17 protein-coding genes and 1 tRNA gene are annotated in these 15,872 nt (G+C 63.4%); 7 read left to right on the top strand and 11 right to left on the bottom strand.

All coding sequences use genetic code 11. The features are described 5' to 3' along the window. Window positions 1–2: 2 nt before the first annotated feature. A complete protein-coding gene (locus DQ230_RS02870) occupies window positions 3–377 on the bottom strand; it encodes an OB-fold nucleic acid binding domain-containing protein (RefSeq protein WP_113910996.1) in 375 nt (124 codons plus the stop codon). A 125-nt stretch (window positions 378–502) separates the two neighbouring features. Here DQ230_RS02870 and DQ230_RS02865 point away from each other — a divergent pair, with 125 nt between their 5' ends. Next, the gene (locus tag DQ230_RS02865) at window positions 503–826 is read left to right on the top strand and encodes a 2Fe-2S iron-sulfur cluster-binding protein (RefSeq protein WP_113910995.1); all 324 of its coding nucleotides are present in this window, start codon (window positions 503–505) and stop codon (window positions 824–826) included. A 57-nt stretch (window positions 827–883) separates the two neighbouring features. Here the strand turns inward: DQ230_RS02865 and DQ230_RS02860 are convergent, their stop codons facing one another. After that, window positions 884–1,765 carry a bestrophin family protein gene (locus tag DQ230_RS02860; protein ID WP_113910994.1) on the bottom strand — a complete coding sequence of 294 codons (882 nt, stop codon included), beginning with the start codon at window positions 1,763–1,765 and terminating at the stop codon, window positions 884–886. Then, window positions 1,762–3,027 (bottom strand): phosphoribosylamine--glycine ligase, encoded by a 1,266-nt coding sequence (gene purD / locus DQ230_RS02855; protein WP_113910993.1) that lies wholly within the window; start codon window positions 3,025–3,027, stop codon window positions 1,762–1,764. The genes DQ230_RS02860 and purD overlap by 4 nt, the downstream gene beginning before the upstream one ends. Before the next feature lie 135 nt (window positions 3,028–3,162). Between purD and DQ230_RS02850 the strand changes: the two genes are divergently transcribed. The 4 genes from DQ230_RS02850 (at window position 3,163) to DQ230_RS02835 (ending at window position 7,084) form a co-directional block, all read left to right on the top strand. Further along, complete coding sequence (locus DQ230_RS02850) at window positions 3,163–3,723, top strand: type 1 glutamine amidotransferase domain-containing protein (protein WP_113911150.1); 561 nt, start codon at window positions 3,163–3,165, stop codon at window positions 3,721–3,723. 41 nt (window positions 3,724–3,764) lie between these two features. Then, the gene (gene xseA / locus DQ230_RS02845) at window positions 3,765–5,318 is read left to right on the top strand and encodes an exodeoxyribonuclease VII large subunit (protein WP_113910992.1); all 1,554 of its coding nucleotides are present in this window, start codon (window positions 3,765–3,767) and stop codon (window positions 5,316–5,318) included. Window positions 5,319–5,476: 158 nt separating this feature from the next. Further along, on the top strand, window positions 5,477–6,382 hold the full coding sequence (locus DQ230_RS02840; RefSeq protein ID WP_113910991.1) for a LysR family transcriptional regulator: 906 nt from the start codon (window positions 5,477–5,479) through the stop codon (window positions 6,380–6,382). Between the two features lie 165 nt (window positions 6,383–6,547). Further along, window positions 6,548–7,084 carry an NADPH-dependent FMN reductase gene (locus DQ230_RS02835; protein WP_113910990.1) on the top strand — a complete coding sequence of 179 codons (537 nt, stop codon included), beginning with the start codon at window positions 6,548–6,550 and terminating at the stop codon, window positions 7,082–7,084. Between the two features lie 44 nt (window positions 7,085–7,128). On the opposite strand, the gene DQ230_RS02830 is transcribed toward DQ230_RS02835, so the two are convergent. The 3 genes from DQ230_RS02830 to DQ230_RS02820 form a co-directional block, all read right to left on the bottom strand. Then, window positions 7,129–8,367 (bottom strand): NAD(P)/FAD-dependent oxidoreductase, encoded by a 1,239-nt coding sequence (locus DQ230_RS02830; RefSeq protein WP_113910989.1) that lies wholly within the window; start codon window positions 8,365–8,367, stop codon window positions 7,129–7,131. 150 nt (window positions 8,368–8,517) lie between these two features. Continuing rightward, a complete protein-coding gene (gene ykgO, locus DQ230_RS02825) occupies window positions 8,518–8,643 on the bottom strand; it encodes a type B 50S ribosomal protein L36 (RefSeq protein WP_113910988.1) in 126 nt (41 codons plus the stop codon). A 79-nt stretch (window positions 8,644–8,722) separates the two neighbouring features. Continuing rightward, window positions 8,723–8,797, bottom strand: a tRNA-Val gene (locus DQ230_RS02820). A gap of 157 nt (window positions 8,798–8,954) precedes the next feature. On the opposite strand from DQ230_RS02820, the gene DQ230_RS02815 reads away from it, so the two are divergent. Beyond that, window positions 8,955–9,818 carry an N-formylglutamate amidohydrolase gene (locus DQ230_RS02815; protein WP_113911149.1) on the top strand — a complete coding sequence of 288 codons (864 nt, stop codon included), beginning with the start codon at window positions 8,955–8,957 and terminating at the stop codon, window positions 9,816–9,818. A 3-nt stretch (window positions 9,819–9,821) separates the two neighbouring features. On the opposite strand, the gene DQ230_RS02810 is transcribed toward DQ230_RS02815, so the two are convergent. Then, complete coding sequence (locus DQ230_RS02810; protein WP_113910987.1) at window positions 9,822–11,078, bottom strand: DNA polymerase IV; 1,257 nt, start codon at window positions 11,076–11,078, stop codon at window positions 9,822–9,824. Between the two features lie 178 nt (window positions 11,079–11,256). Here DQ230_RS02810 and DQ230_RS02805 point away from each other — a divergent pair, with 178 nt between their 5' ends. After that, entirely contained in the window at window positions 11,257–12,030 is a 774-nt protein-coding gene (locus DQ230_RS02805) for an MBL fold metallo-hydrolase (protein ID WP_113910986.1), read from the top strand. Between the two features lie 23 nt (window positions 12,031–12,053). Here the strand turns inward: DQ230_RS02805 and DQ230_RS02800 are convergent, their stop codons facing one another. From DQ230_RS02800 to DQ230_RS02785, 4 genes are all read right to left on the bottom strand, one after another. Further along, window positions 12,054–12,956 carry a LysR family transcriptional regulator gene (locus DQ230_RS02800; protein ID WP_113910985.1) on the bottom strand — a complete coding sequence of 301 codons (903 nt, stop codon included), beginning with the start codon at window positions 12,954–12,956 and terminating at the stop codon, window positions 12,054–12,056. Between the two features lie 125 nt (window positions 12,957–13,081). Further along, window positions 13,082–14,272, bottom strand: a complete 1,191-nt coding sequence (locus DQ230_RS02795) for an acetyl-CoA C-acyltransferase (RefSeq protein ID WP_113910984.1) — start codon at window positions 14,270–14,272, stop codon at window positions 13,082–13,084. Between the two features lie 28 nt (window positions 14,273–14,300). Further along, window positions 14,301–15,068 (bottom strand): 3-hydroxyacyl-CoA dehydrogenase, encoded by a 768-nt coding sequence (locus DQ230_RS02790; protein WP_113910983.1) that lies wholly within the window; start codon window positions 15,066–15,068, stop codon window positions 14,301–14,303. 67 nt (window positions 15,069–15,135) lie between these two features. Next, a complete protein-coding gene (locus DQ230_RS02785; protein WP_113910982.1) occupies window positions 15,136–15,867 on the bottom strand; it encodes a haloacid dehalogenase type II in 732 nt (243 codons plus the stop codon). Window positions 15,868–15,872: the final 5 nt, after the last annotated feature.

The raw sequence follows: 15,872 nt of genomic DNA, 5'->3' as shown, positions 1-15,872 counted from the left end.
CATTAACCATTCTCAAGACGCAGCAATTCATCCAGCAGGGGCGATATATCCTCGATCTCCTCGGCCAATATATGCACCACGTTATTGTCGCGCTGCACCCGCCCCGTCACGCGCAGCAGCCGCCCGGCAATCACCGCGCGGCGGAACCGTTCATACATCTTGCGCCAGACGATCACATTGACGACGCCGGTTTCATCCTCAAGCGTCAGGAAAATCGTCCCGTTGGCGGTGCCGGGCCGCTGGCGCAAAATCACCAGCCCCGCCACCGTCACCCGCACGCCGGTGGGCGGCAGATGCAGCCTTTCGGCGATGATTGCACTGGGCGGGCGCGGCCAGTCATCGGGGTGGCGGGGGCGTGCATAGACGAAATCCTTCATGCGAACAAAGATAGAACGCCGGGCGCGATTCGCAACTCTTTTCCCCGCCTTGGCCAGATTTGGCTGGTTTGGCACCGTTTGGCCCGCTAACACACCTGAAACGCCAGAAACGGGGGACTGCGATCATGGCCAAGATCACCTATATCGAGCATAACGGGACCAAGCACGAGGTCGAGGTTCCGACCGGCCTGACCGTCATGGAAGGCGCGCGCGACAATAACATTCCGGGGATCGAGGCCGATTGCGGCGGCGCCTGCGCCTGCTCGACCTGCCATGTCTATGTTGACCCCGAATGGATCGAAAAGCTGCCCGCCAAGGACGACATGGAAGAGGATATGCTGGATTTCGCGTATGAGCCTGACCCTGCCCGCTCGCGCCTGACCTGCCAGTTGAAGGTGACCGATGCGCTGGACGGGCTGGTGGTGCAGATGCCGGAAAAGCAGATCTGATTTTCGCACCTGCGCAATTTCAGGGGCGTGGCGCGCGGCGCCGCGCCCTTTTGCATTTCAGCTCAGATAGAACCGGTCTGCCTTCATCGGTTCGGGCGGCGCCATGCCCATGTGCGGTGCCAGACTGATTTCAATCGTGCGGCACATCGCGTCCAGCGGCAGGCCATTCACCGTCTCGCCGAACGGGTGGGCCAATTCCTCGGTCACTTCGGCAAGGCCAAAGAAAATGTAAGCCATGATCGCCACGAACACCGGCGTCAGCCAGCCAGCCGTTTCAATCAACCCGAACGGAATCAGGCCGCAATACAGATATGTGGTGCGAAAAATCAGCAGCGAATACACATATGGCAGCGGCGTTGTCGCAATCCGCTCGCACCCCGCCTGCGCACGGGTGATCGCGGCCAAACGCTCAGCCAGGGCGCGGCGGGCAAAGCCATCGGGCGCGGCACGGGCCACCAGCTCGGTCATCTGGTTCAACTTGGTGCAGGGCGGGTGCGGCGTGGCCAGATCCTCGGCGCTCAGCCAGTTCAGCGGTGCGGATTTCGACGGTAACCTCCGCAGGTTCAGCCGGTGCGCATGAATGAACCCCAGCGCAAGCGTCAGAACGCGGCGACGATCGGCAGCCTCGGGCAGGAAAATCTCAACCTCGCGCGACAGCGCCCGCATGTCGGCGATCAGTTGACCCCACAGTTTGCGCCCCTCCCACCACCGGTCATGCGCGGCGTTGTTGCGAAAGCCCAGGAACAGCGACAGCGCAATGCCGAACACCGCAAACGGCGCGGCGTTGGTATGCGGCAGCAGCAGATAGGTCTGATCAATCCAGACCAGTCCGATGGCAAAGGATGTGACGAACGCAATCCGTGGCAGGATCCGGGGCAAGACCGAGCCGCGCACTGAAAACAGCAGTTGCAGCAGCCCCGGTTTGTCCCGAATGATCACAGGGCGCGCCAGCCGATATCGCGGCGGCAGAACCCTTGGGGCCAGTCGATCCGGTCCACCATGCCGTAAGCGCGATCCGCCGCCTCGCGCAGGCTGGCGCCGCGCGCCGTCACGCCCAGAACGCGCCCGCCTGCCGCGGTAATCTTCCCATCCTTTTTGGCCGTCCCGGCATGAAACACCATGTGAAAGCTGTCAGCCGGGCAATCGTCCAGCCCGCCGATCACGCTGCCCTTGGCATAATCGCCCGGATATCCGTCTGCGGCCATGACCACGCACAGCGCATGATCCTCGGCCCAGGTCACGCCGGTCTGGTCCAGCCGCCCCTCGGCGGCGGCGTGCATCAGGTCCAGCGCCTGCGCGCCAAGGCGCATCATCAATACCTGCGCTTCGGGATCGCCAAAGCGCACGTTATATTCCACCAGCCGCGGCTGGCCGTCTTCGATCATCAGCCCAGCGTAAAGGATTCCCTGAAACGGCGTCCCGCGCCGGGCCATTTCCGCAATCGTCGGGCGCACGATTTCGTCCATCGCGCGCGCCTCGATTTCGGGCGTGACGACGGGGGCGGGCGAATAGGCGCCCATGCCGCCGGTATTGGGGCCGTTGTCGCCCTCGCCCACCCGCTTGTGATCCTGCGCTGTGCCGATGGACAGGATGTTTTCCCCGTCGCAGAGAACGAACAGCGATGCCTCCTCGCCCTGCATGAATTCCTCGATCACCACCTCGGCGCCGGCACCGCCAAAGGCACCGCCGAACATGTCGTCAATGGCGTCATGCGCCTGCGGGATCGTTTCGGCAATGATGACGCCCTTGCCGGCGGCCAGCCCATCCGCCTTGATCACAATCGGCGCGCCTTGGGCGGTGACATAATCCCGTGCGGCAGCGGCGTTGGTGAAATGGCCGTAGGCGGCGGTCGGCGCGTTGCAGGCGTCGCAAACTTCCTTGGTAAAGTGCTTGGACGCCTCCAGCTGCGCCGCGGCCATGGATGGGCCAAAGGTCAGAACGCCCGCCTCGCGCAAACGCTCGGCCACGCCGGCGGCAAGCGGCGCCTCGGGGCCGATGATGACGAAGTCAATCGCCTCCTGTTCGGCGAATGTAACCACCGCACCGGGGTTCATGATGTCCAGCCCGGTCGCACATTCGGCAATGTCCGCGATCCCGGCATTGCCCGGCGCCACGATCAGCCGGTCGCATTTGGGGTTTTGCAGCACGGCCCATGCAAGGCTGTGTTCGCGCCCGCCACTGCCAAGGATCAAGATATTCATGCCGCTCTCCTGCTGTCTGCACTTCGCGCCCTTCATTATGCGCAAGGCTTCGCGCAGGCAAGCGCGCCGCATGGAACATCGCCGCACGGCAAGCGTTATGTGGTCAGGTATCATCAACAGATGAAGGAAAACACAATGGCTGATATTTCAGGACGTAAAATCGCAATTCTGGCAACCCACGGTTTCGAGCAGTCCGAGCTGGAGCACCCGCAAAAGGCGCTGGAGGACGCGGGCGCCACCGTTCACGTCATCGCGCCCGAGGGCGGCGAGATCCGCGGCTGGGACGGCGGTGACTGGGGCCAGATCGTCAAGGTCGATCACAATCTGGATGCGGTGAAATCGGCGGATTACGATGCGCTGGTTTTGCCCGGCGGCCAGATGAACCCCGACATTCTGCGCGCAAATCCCGATGCCGTCGCATTCGTGCGGGCATTCTGGGATGCCAAAAAGCCCATCGGCGCTATTTGCCACGCCCCGTGGCTGCTGATCGAGGCGGACATCGCAAAGGGGCGCGACATGACCTCGTATCACTCGATCCGCAAGGATGTGGAGAATGCAGGCGCCAACTGGCACGACAAGGAAGTTGTCACAGATCTTGGGCTGGTCACCAGCCGCAACCCCGATGACCTGCCCGCCTTCAGTGCCAAGCTGATCGAGGAAATCGCCGAGGGTAAGCATACGGCCCGCGACGCATAGCGCATCTTTTCAAGCGCGCCGGGATGGGGCATTGATGGGGCATGTCTGACCTGATTGATGATCCCCACCCCGGCGATAACGCGCCCGAATTTTCCGTCTCGGACTTGTCGGGCGCGATCAAGCGCATGATCGAGGGCGAGTTTGGCCATGTGCGCGTGCGCGGCGAAATCGGCCGCGTCTCCCGCCCCAAATCGGGCCATATCTATCTGGACCTCAAGGATGATCGCGCCGTCATCAACGGCATCATCTGGAAGGGCGTTGCAGGCCGCCTGCCCGTCATGCCCGAGGAAGGGATGGAGGTGGTCGCAACCGGCCGCCTGACCACATTCCCCGGCCAGTCCCGCTATCAGATTGTGATCGAGGATATCAAACCGGCCGGCGCCGGGGCGCTGATGGCGATGCTGGAAAAACGCAAGGCGGCGCTGGCCGCCGAAGGGCTGTTTGCCTCAGATCGGAAGCGGCCCCTGCCCTATCTGCCTGAAATCATCGGTGTCGTCACCTCGCCCTCGGGCGCGGTGATCCGCGATATCTTGCACCGCCTGCGCGACCGTTTCCCGCGCAAGGTGCTGATCTGGCCTGTCGCCGTTCAGGGCGAACGCTGCGCGCCCGAAGTGACACGCGCCATCGAGGGCTTCAACGCCATGACGCCGGGCGGCGCGCTGCCCCGGCCCGATCTGATCATCGTCGCGCGCGGCGGCGGCTCGATCGAGGATCTCTGGGGCTTCAACGAGGAATCGGTGGTGCGCGCGGCAGCGGCCAGCGACATTCCCCTGATTTCCGCCGTCGGGCATGAGACCGATACCACCCTGATCGACTACGCCTCGGACAAACGCGCACCCACCCCCACCGCCGCCGCCGAACTGGCCGTGCCGGTGCGGATGGAACTGCTGACATGGCTGGACGGGCAAGAGGGGCGACTGATCCACGCGCTGACCACCGGGGTCACGCAGCGCGGCCAACGGCTGCGCGATCTGTCGCGCGCCCTGCCACGGGTCGAGGCGCTGCTGGACACTCCGCGCCAGCGGCTGGACGTCTGGGGCGACCGCCTGCCTGCCGCGCTGATCCGGGGCGTGCAACTGCGCCGTGTCGCCTTGTCCGAATCCGGCGGCGCCCTGCGCCCCGGCGTGCTGCGGCGCATGATCGACAGCGACAGCCGCCGGTTGACTGCGGCGTCCGAGCGGCTGGGCGGTGCGCTGCTGCGCCGCACGCGCGACGATGCGAAGCGGCTGGAGGGGCTGTCCGCCCGCCTGATCGCCCGTGCGCCGGACGATGGCATCACCGCGCGCCGCGCCGATCTGGACCGCAGCGCGCAACGTCTGTCGGCGGCGGCGCAGCGGCAAACCATCGCCTGGCGCCAACGCATCGACGCGCTGGACCGCCTGCGCGAGACGCTGGGATACAAGGCCACGCTGGAGCGCGGATATGCCGTGGTGCGCGCCGATGGCGCGTTGGTCACCACCGCGAAGGCGGCGAAGAAAGCCACCGCGCTGGAGATCGAGTTTGCCGATGGACGGCTGGACATCGGCGCCGCTGAGCAAAAATCGCCCAAGCCCAAACCCGCGCCAAAGAAACCAGAGCAGGGCAGTTTATTTTGATCCACGGCTGCGGCGGGCGGCGGAAACAGGGGTTTCCGCGTTTCCATGCCGCGAACGATCCCCGGCAATACCCCGAGATTGTCAGGCCTCCGCCGCTATTGTGCCTGAATTGCTCCGCATACCCGAAGGCCAAGAAATAGCCGGAAGGATGCCTTCGCATGGATCGCCTGACAGAAATGGAAGCCTTTGCCACCGTTGTGGATCAGGGCGGCTTTACAGATGCGGCGCGCAAGCTGGGCATCTCGAAATCGGCGGTGTCCAAACATGTCTCCTCGCTTGAGGCGCGGCTGGGCGCGCGTCTGCTGAACCGCACAACGCGGCGTGTCAGCCCGACGGAAATCGGGCTGGCCTATTACGACCGCGCCCTGCGCGTGCTGAACGACGCGGGCGAGGCTGACGCGCTGGTCAGTTCCATGCAGTCGGACCCGTCGGGTTTGCTGCGGATCAGCGTCGCCACGGATTTCGGGGTGAATCACCTCAGCCCCGTCTTGGGCACCTTTCTGGACGAATTTCCTGAAATAACCGTGAACATGGTTCTGAATAACCGCTACGTCGAGCTGATCTCGGAAGGGTTCGACATGGCCATCCGCATCGGAGAGCTGGAGGACAGCACCCTGCGCGCCCGAAAACTGACCGAAACGACCAAGCGGATGATTGCCGCGCCCGGCTACATCGCCAAATATGGGCGCCCGACCAAGATCGACGATCTAAACGAGCATAAGCTGCTGCATTACTCCAGCCAGGCGGGCGGTTCTGTGTGGAAACTGACCGCGCCCTCCGGCGAAAAACGTCAGGTGCGCACGGCTGGCGGGCTGTCCGTCAACGACGGCCAATCCCTGCTGAACGCCGCGATTTCGGGGCTGGGAATCGCCTATCTGCCCAGTTTTCTCTATGCCGGCGCCATGGCCAAGGGTCTGGTCGAGGATGTCATCCCCGATCTGCCGGTTGAAACCCAAGGCATCTATGCGGTTTACCCGCCGGGCCGGTTTACCCAGCCCAAGGTGCGCGCCTTCATTGATTTTTTGGTAAATGCCTTCGCGGACAAAGGGCCGACCGAGTGGTAGCCCCGCGATACACCTGACTGCCTGACTGCCGGAAACGGCCACCTGCCCCGGACGCCCACACAGGCGCGCCGGGGTTTTTTCTGGTCGGGCACCTTGCGCGACCTGCTTGCTTTTCACGCAAAGCGGTGCAGATAAGGGCCGACATGAACCAAAAAGGAATATTTGATGGGCAAACCTGTTCTTCTCACCATGTCGGGGTCTTTGCGCAAAGGCTCCTACAACCGCATGTTGATTGCCGAGGCCGTGCGCGCCTTTGGCGATGCCGACGTGATGACGGGCGATCTGAACCTGCCGCTTTATGACGGTGATGTCGAGGATGAGGGAATGCCGGCATCCGTTCAGACGCTGATAGATCAGGTGGTGCGCGCCGATGCGCTGATTATCGGTGCGCCCGAATATAACAAGGGCATTTCCGGCGTTCTGAAAAACGCGATTGACTGGATCAGCCGCGCGCGGCCGCCTGTATTCAAGGACAAGGTTGCCGTGATTCTGTCCGCCGCCGGTGGCCGCAGTGGCGGGGAAACCGGGCACTTCATGACTCATTCCATCCTGACGCAGCTACAGGTCCACGTCGTGCATGGTCCGCTGATTCTGGTCGCGGCGGCGCAGAACGAATTTGACGAAAACGGCGCCCTGACCAATGATTTTCTTAAAAAGCAGATCGAGGCGCGGATGACGCGGCTGCGCGAGCTGCTGGGCTAAGCCATCGCGGCGTGCCGGCCCACGATGTCCGGCACGCCGCGGCTTCAACCAAAGCGGTTGGCGTCAAATGTGTGCAGCTCGGCATTGCCGCGCCCGTCGATCATATCCGCCACCCAGCGCCCCGTCTTGGGGCCGCCGGTCAGGCCGATATGCTGATGACCGAACGCCGCGAACACGCCGCTGGCGCCCATTTCCCCGATCAGCGGCAGGCTGTCCGGGGTTGAAGGGCGGTAACCCATCCACTCCTCAACGCTGTCATAGCGCAGATCGGGAAACACCCGCGCCACGTTACGCGCCAGCAGGTTCAGCGGCCCGCGCGACATTTTTTCGGACGTGCCGCCCAGTTCGACCATGCCGGCGCAGCGCAGGCCCAGCTGCATCGGATTGACCGCAAATTTACCGCTGGTCATCATCATCGGCATGGTCGGCATCTGCGACGGGTTCTGAAATTCCAGATGAAACCCCCGCTCGGCCACCAGCGGCACGCGCACACCCAGTTTACGCGCCAGCGGCTCGGACCAGATGCCCGCCGCCAGAACGGCCGTGTCGCAGGGAAGCGGGCGTTCGTCTGTCAAAACCTGCGTAATGCGGCCATCCACCATGGTCACATCGCGCATTTCGGCGCGTCGCACGGTGCCGCCCTCATCCTCCAACACGCGGGCCAGATCGGCCATGTAGGCGCCCGGATTGGTGATGTGCCCGTGGCCCTTCAGGCGCACAAGGCAGGTGGTGGCCGGGCCAAGCATCGGCTCGATTTCCTGCACTTCGGGGCCATCATTCACCTCGGGGGTGTAGCCGGCAATGCGCCGCAATTCCCATGAATAGGCATCAGCATGATAGGCCGCGCGATTCGGGTAGGCCCAGCCGATATCGCTGGAGGCGATGCACCGCTCGGCCCGCGTGCCGCGCGTCAGCGCGCGATGCTGATCGACGCTATCGTGCAGCAGATGCGACAGCGCGCTAGAAATCCGGCGCGTGCGCGTATCGGTCGAATTGCGCAGGAACTGCGCCAGCCATGGCGCCAGCCGCGGCAGTTGCGACCATTGCAGCGACAGCGGCGCATCGCGCGACACCAGGTATTTCAGGCCCGTCCACGCAATCCCCGGCTCGCTGACCGGCACCACGGCCCATTCCGCCAGCAGCCCTGCATTACCATAGGACGCGCCGGCGCCCGGCCCGTCCCTGTCGATCAGCGTCACGGTATGGCCAGCGCGGCGCAGCCAGATCGCGGCGGACAGCCCGCAAATACCGGCCCCGACGACAACGATGTTTTGCGCCTGCATATCCTGCCCCCTGCTGCATGTGCGCCAGATAATCCGCATCGGCGCCCGCAGGCAATAGCCTGCCCGTCATGCGAACAGACATGCGAAAAACCCCGCCTCGGATGAGACGGGGTTTTGATACTGCCAATTCCCTAAGGAATTGTTGCCAGCTTAGCCCTGACGGGCCTTGAAGCGGCCTTGGGTCTTGTTGATGACGTAAACGCGGCCTTTGCGGCGCACGATACGGCAATCCCGGTGCCGGTTCTTGAGCGAGCGGAGCGAGTTGCGAACCTTCATCGTTCATCTCCTGATCTATCGTGGCGCGGGCCAGCGCCTGAGGTTGCGGGCGGCGCCGAAACCGGCGCCAGTGAATTCATGGTGGGCGATACAAGGTTCGAACTTGTGACCCCTTCGATGTCAACGAAGTGCTCTACCACTGAGCTAATCACCCATGAATACCTGCGCCATGCCCCATTGCCCCCCGTACGAAAGGGGCGCAAAAGCAAACGCCGGTCCGCAGGTCTATAAAAGGAGTCGCGCGGGGGATCAAGGGCTTTTGCATAATGAAAACTTCGGACTATCATAAACCTGCCCAAGCCGGAGATATCATGCACAACGCCGCCTTTCATCTGCACGCGCCGGACCGGCATGATACCTGCTGCGTTTTTGCCTCGCCGCACAGTGCGCGCAACTATTCCGACTGGTTTTTACGCGCCTCCGAACTGGATGCGCTGACGCTGCGCAGCTCTGAGGATGCCTTTGTGGATCTGCTGTTTGCGGCGGCGCCGCAGCACGGCGCGCCCTTGCTGCTGGCCGGGGCGCCGCGCGCCTTTGTCGATCTGAATCGCAACGCGGATGAGCTGGACCCGGCCCTGATCGAAGGGGTGCGCCATGCCGGGCACAACCCCCGCGTCGCTGCCGGTCTGGGCGTCATCCCGCGCGTTGTGGCGGGCGGGCGGGCGATTTACCGTGGCAAACTAGCCCCTGCCGAGGCGCAGGCCCGGATCGAAGCAGTCTGGAGGCCCTATCACGCCGCGCTGGCCGCACAGATGGACATTGCGCACCGCATGTTCGGGCGCGCGATCCTGATCGACTGCCATTCCATGCCGCACGAGGCGATGGACGGCACCGTGCGCCCCGGCGCGCGGCGTCCCGATGTGGTGCTGGGCACCCGTTTCGGCGCATCGGCGTCGGGCGATGTGACCGACCGGATCGAGGCGGCATTTACCGCCGCCGGGCTGGTGGTGGCGCGCAACACGCCGTTTGCCGGCGCCTATATCGCGCAGGCTTACGGGCGCCCGGCGCGGGGCCGCCATGCGGTTCAGATCGAAATCGACCGCGCGCTGTATATGGACGAAAAGGCGGTGCGCCCCGCGCCCGGCTTTGGCGCGTTTCAGGCGCTTTTGGCAGGCGTTATTGCGGACATAACCGATATCGGGCGCGCCGCCGCGATGCCGCTGGCCGCAGAATAGCCGCTATCGCAGCGCGCGCCCCTTGAGGATGGCCGCATCGCCAAAGCGGCGGCGGATTTCGTCGCTGGCGCGCTCGGCCCCGCTGCGCCGGGCGGCGCCGGGGTCCAGCAGATCGCCGGACAGATCCGCCGCGCTGTCCGGCACCAGATCCGACAGGCCCACCCCGATCAGGCGAAACGGCGCCTCGCCCGCCGCACCATCCATCAGCGCGCGGGCGGTGCGGTAGATGGTATCGGCCATCTGGCTGGCATCGCGCAGGGATTGGCGGCGGGTCAGGCTGGTGTGATTGCTGCGCTTGAGCTTCAGCGTTACAACCCGCCCCGCCAGATCGCGCGCCTTGGCCCGGCCCGACACCTTTTCGGCCAGCCGCCAGATATGGCCGTCCAGAATATCCAGATCGCCGGTATCGGTGTTGAACGTCGTCTCGTTCGAGATGGATTTGACCGGCGCGCGCGCGTCCACGCGCCGATGATCGTGCCCGCGCGCCAGATGCCACAGCCTGTCGCCCATGGCGCCGAACCGCGCGTGCAGGTCCGTCCGGTCCCAACGCAGCAGATCGGAAAACGTGCGAATCCCCGCCGCCTCCAGCGATATCTGCGCCGCCTGCCCGACGCCCCATATCAGGCGCACCGGCTTATCCCGCAGAAATTCGGGCGTCTCGGCGGCGCCGATCACGGAAAAGCCGCGCGGTTTGTCCAGATCCGACGCGATTTTCGCCAGAAACTTGTTATGGCTCAGCCCGATGGAGCCGGTCACGCCCAGCTCGTCCCGCATCCTTTGCACCAGCCGCGCCAGCATGATTGCGGGCGGCGCGCCGTGCAGGCGGGCGGTGCCGCGCAGATCCATGAACGCCTCGTCCAGCGACAGCGGCTCGATCGCGGGGGTCAGATCCTCCATCATGGCGCGGATCTGGCGTGATACGGCGGCATAAACCTCCATCCGGGGCTTGATGACGACCGCATCGGGGCACAGTTTCAGCGCCTGAAACATCGGCATGGCCGAACGCACGCCGCGAATGCGCGCCACGTAGCAGGCGGTAGACACCACGCCGCGCCGCCCGCCGCCGATGATCACCGGCTTGCCCTCCAGCGCGGGGTTGTCGCGCTTTTCCACGCTGGCGTAAAACGCGTCGCAATCCATATGCGCGATACCCAGATCGAACAGCTCGGGATGGGACAGAACGCGCGGCCGCCCGCAGACTGCACAGCGGCGCTGGTCAGGCTCGTTGGCGCTCAGGCAATCTCGGCAAAATGCGGGCATGGGCCGACCATATCACACCCGGTTTGCCGGGCGAAAGTGACTGCCTGCCCGGTGCCGCCGGAAATGCGCGCGTTTGACGCAGCGCGCCGCGCCCCTACCATTACCGGGTGGCGCGGCGCTGTCATTCAGCCCGGCCCGAAGATGAAAACCAGTTGCCGCCCCAATTCAGGAGATGCCGATGCAGACCCGCAGAACATTTTTGACCAGTGCCGGCGCCGCGATCACCGTGCTGCCATTCGCCGCCTACGCCGCCCGGCTGGAGCATCAGACATTCGACAGCCCCGGCGGCGACGTGTCCATCTATCCGATTGATCATGCAAGTTTTCTTATCGACAGCACGGCAGGTTTGATTGCCGTCGATCCGGTGGGTCATGTGGATAGGATTGAGCAGGTGGGCATGCCCACAACGATCCTGATCACGCATGAGCATGGCGATCATTTCGACCTGGATACAATTCAGGCATTGATCGCGCTAAGCCCGGATGCGCATCTGGTGGTGAACCCTGCGGTGATGGACATGCTGCCCGATGATCTGGCCGCGCGGTCCACCTCTATGGCGAACGGCGATGCAACCACGCGCGGTGCCTATGAGATCGAGGCGATTCCCGCCTACAACATTACCGAAGAGCGGCTGAAATTTCACCCCAAAGGACGCGACAATGGCTATGTCATAACGCATGGCGATTTTCGCATTTATGTCTCGGGCGATACCGAAGACACGCCGGAAATGCGGGCGTTGCAAGATATCGACCTTGCGTTTGTCTGTATGAATCTGCCCTTCACCATGGAATCCGACGCCGCCGCATCCGCCGTTGCAGAATTCGCCCCGACCTATGTCTATCCCTATCATTATCGCGGGCGCGACGGCGGCACGCAGGATCCGGCCGAATTTGCAGCGGCCCTGCCTGACGGAATCGCGGCAAAATTTGGCGCGTGGTATCCCGGCGCCTGAAACGGTGAATCACCGCACGTTCCCTATCGTGGAGTGAAAAAATCAGAGGACGTTCGCGCCTGGGCCGCAATGAATGCAGCCGCCGCGCGGACGCGAAACAATTGCTGCGTGTCTGAATGGGTGACCATCCAGAAGGTGCGCATTATTTTCACGTCGTCTGGCAAAACGCGGACCAGATCGGGCCGCTCATTGGCCAGAAAACACGGCAACACGCATACACCCGCCCCCGAAATGGTCGCCCGCATCTGCGCCAGCAGGTTAGAGCTGCGGATTTGCGGAACGATATCCTTGGAGACCGAGCTGAGATAATCCAATTCCGGTGTGAAAATAAGATCGTCAATATAGCTGATAAACGGAAAACGGGGCAGATCCCGCACCGTCCTGAGATCCGCGAACTTCTCCTGATGCTGGCGCGAGATGTACAGGCCCAATTCGTAATCTGTCAGCTTGACGGCATTGTGACGGTCGAGGGTGGGCTGAAACAGCCCGATGCCGATATCCGCCTCGCGCTTGGACAGGCTGAAGCGGCGGGATGCGGCGACAATTTCAACCTCTAGGTTGGGATGCGCATTCAGCAGCAGCCCGATACGCGGCGCCAGAAAGGCGGTTCCAAACCCGTCGGGCGCACCGATCCTGACCGTTCCCGACACGCTGGATTTTTCGTCGGAAAACTCCTGATTGATGCCAAAGACGGTCGATTCCATCTTTTCGACCTGTTCCAGCAGCTTCTCGCCCTGTTTGGTCAATTCGTATCCGGTCAGGCTGCGGGTAAACAAATGCGTGTCCAGTTCACGCTCCAGCTGCTTTACCCGGCGGCTGAGCGTCGAGTGGTCAATTTTGAGGGCGCGCGCCGCCTTTGTCAGCTTGCCGGTGCGCGCGACGGTCAGAAAGGACCGCAGCAAATCCCAGTTCAGCGCCTTGTCCATAAGCCCCCCAACCGCATCTTGTCGGAGTATCCTAACCTGAAAAGACGCCCGGCGGACCCGTGCAATGTGAAAAGGGCAGTACAGGCGCGGCACGATAAATCATCGTGCCGCGCATCGATACAAGATCAGACCAGTTCAAGCGCCATCGCGGTCGCCTCGCCGCCGCCAAGGCAAATCGCCGCAAGCCCGCGTTTTGCCTGACGTTCCTTCATCGCAGACAGCAGCGTGACAAGGATGCGCGCGCCCGATGCGCCGATAGGATGGCCCAGCGCGCAGGCCCCGCCGCGCACGTTCACCTTGTCATGGGGCAGATCCAGATCGCGCATTGCGGCCATGGCGACGACGGCGAACGCCTCGTTGAATTCATACAGATCAACGTCGCCCGCGCTCCAGCCGACTTTGGCCAGCAACTGGCGGGTGGCGTCAACCGGGGCGGTCGGGAACAGGTTCGGCTCGTGCCCATAGGTGGAGTGGCCGCAGATCACGGCCAGCGGCTGAAGGCCGCGCCTGTCCGCCTCGGACCGGCGCATCAGCACCAGCGCCGCCGCCCCGTCCGAGATCGAGCTGGAGTTGGCAGCCGTGACCGTGCCATCGGCGCTGAATGCGGGCTTCAGCTTGGGGATTTTTGCCACATCCGCCTGACCGGGCTGCTCGTCATGTCGGACCTCAACCTCGCCCTTGCGGGTTTTCACGGTGACAGTGACCGTTTCATCATCTGCCAGCCCCTGCGCGATGGACTGCTGTGCGCGGCTCAGCGATTCGATGGCAAACGCGTCCTGCTCCTCGCGGTTGAAGCCATAGCTTTGCGCGCAATCCTCGGCAAAGGTGCCCATCAGCCTGCCCTTGTCATAGGCATCCTCAAGCCCGTCCATGAACATATGGTCCAGCGTCCGGCCATGTCCCATGCGGTAGCCCGCGCGCGCCCGGTCCAGCATGTAAGGCGCGTTTGTCATGCTTTCCATGCCGCCGGCGGCCATGATATCGGCGCTGCCTGCCAGAATGGAATCATGCGCCAGCATGACGGCCTTCATGCCCGATCCGCACATCTTGTTGACGGTCGTGCAGCCGGTGGACAGCGGCAGCCCCGCCCCCAGCGACGCCTGCCGCGCGGGCGCCTGCCCCAGACCGGCGGGCAGGACGCAGCCCATGTTGACCTCCTGAATATCGGCGGGATTGAGTGTCGACCGTTCGGTTGCGGCGCGCAGGGCGGCCGCGCCCAGCTGCGGTGCGGTCAGGCTGGAGAAGGCGCCCTGAAACCCGCCCAAAGGCGTGCGGGCGGCGCTGACGATCACGATTGGATCAGCGGATTTGGTCATGTCGGTGTCCTTTGCGTTTGCGCGGCGGTTACTTGGCCGCCATGCGAATGGCCCCATCGAGGCGAATGATCTCGCCGTTCAGATAGGAGTTTTCGATGATATGTGCGACCAGCCCGGCAAATTCATCCGGGCGGCCCATCCGCTGCGGGAACGGCACGCTCTGGCCCAGGGATGTCTGGACCTCCTCGGGCATGGCGGCCATCATGGGCGTTTCAAAAATACCGGGCGCGATGGTCATGACGCGGATCCCGCTGCGCGCCAGTTCGCGCGCAATCGGCAAGGTCATGGACACCACGCCGCCCTTGGACGCCGCATAAGCCGCCTGCGCGATCTGGCCGTCAAAGGCGGCGATGGAGGCGGTGTTCACGATCACGCCGCGTTCGCCGTTTTCATCGGGCTGCGTGTTCATCATCGCGGCTGCGGCAAGGCGCAGCATGTTGAACGTGCCGATCAGGTTGATCTGAATGGTGCGGGTGAAGCTGTCCAGTTGATGCGCGCCCTTGCGCCCGACCACCTTTTCCGACGGCGCGACACCGGCGCAGTTTACCAGCCCGTGCAGGTCGCCAAAGGTGTCACCGCAGGCGGCAATGGCCCCCTCGGCGCTGGCCTCGTCGCAGACATCCACCTTGGCAAAGGCGGCCTGCGGTCCCAGTTCATCGGCCAGGGCTGCGCCGCTTTCGGCGTTCAGGTCCGCCAGCATGACGCGCCCGCCAGCCGCGACGATGCGGCGCGCGGTGGCCGATCCCAGGCCCGACCCGCTGCCGGTGATGATGAAGGTTTTGTCTTTGATATCCATGGGCTTGGTCCCTTGATCGTGTAATCTGCTCGGGCGATTGCAGGCGGCCTTGGCGGCGCCCGCCGCGCTATGTCAGTGCCGCGAGGTCTGACAGTGTTTTCAGGCGGTGGTCCGGCTCTATGTCGAATGTCTCCATCTGCATGCGAAGTATTTTGAACATCGTACCCGGTCCGGTCACCGGATTTGCCTCAACCTCGGCCGCCAGATCCTGCGGCGTGACGCGTTCGATCCACGCCACCTGAAACCCGAAATCCTTGGCCGCTGTCGCATCAAACGCGTTTGACGACACAAACAGCACGTCCGCGGGACGCACGTTCAGGGCAGATTCCACCAGCCCGTAAGCGTCCGGGTCCGGCTTGAATTTACGGGCCTTTTCGACGCTGATCACCGCATCCAGATGTTTGTCCAAACCGCTGTTTTGCACCAACGCATCCAGCATGGTTTGATTGCCATTTGACAGGATCGCCAGCGGGACGCCCTTCAGCGCGGTCAGCGCATCTATCGCCTCGGGATAGGGATCAAGGTTCAGGTATTTTTCCATGATCCGGTCGATCTGCGCCGGGCTGGCGGTCTGCCCTATGGCGTTCAAGGTAAACTCAAGCGAGTCGCGCGAGATGTCCCAGAAGCTTTGATAGCTTTGCATCAATGTGCGCAGCCACGTGTATTCCAGCTGTTTCAGGCGCCAGACCTGCGTGATCAATTCGCCATGACGCGGGAATTCGGCATTGGTGATCTGCGACAGGGATTGGACATCGTAAAGTGTACCGTAGGCATCGAAAACGATTGCTTTTATCGCCATGATTA

This window comes from Roseovarius dicentrarchi (assembly GCF_003316635.1).
GTDB classification, from domain to species: Bacteria; Pseudomonadota; Alphaproteobacteria; order Rhodobacterales; family Rhodobacteraceae; genus Roseovarius; species Roseovarius dicentrarchi.
The sequence above is the reverse complement of the archived record's forward strand: the minus strand, read 5'-3'. Positions and strand labels throughout refer to the sequence as shown.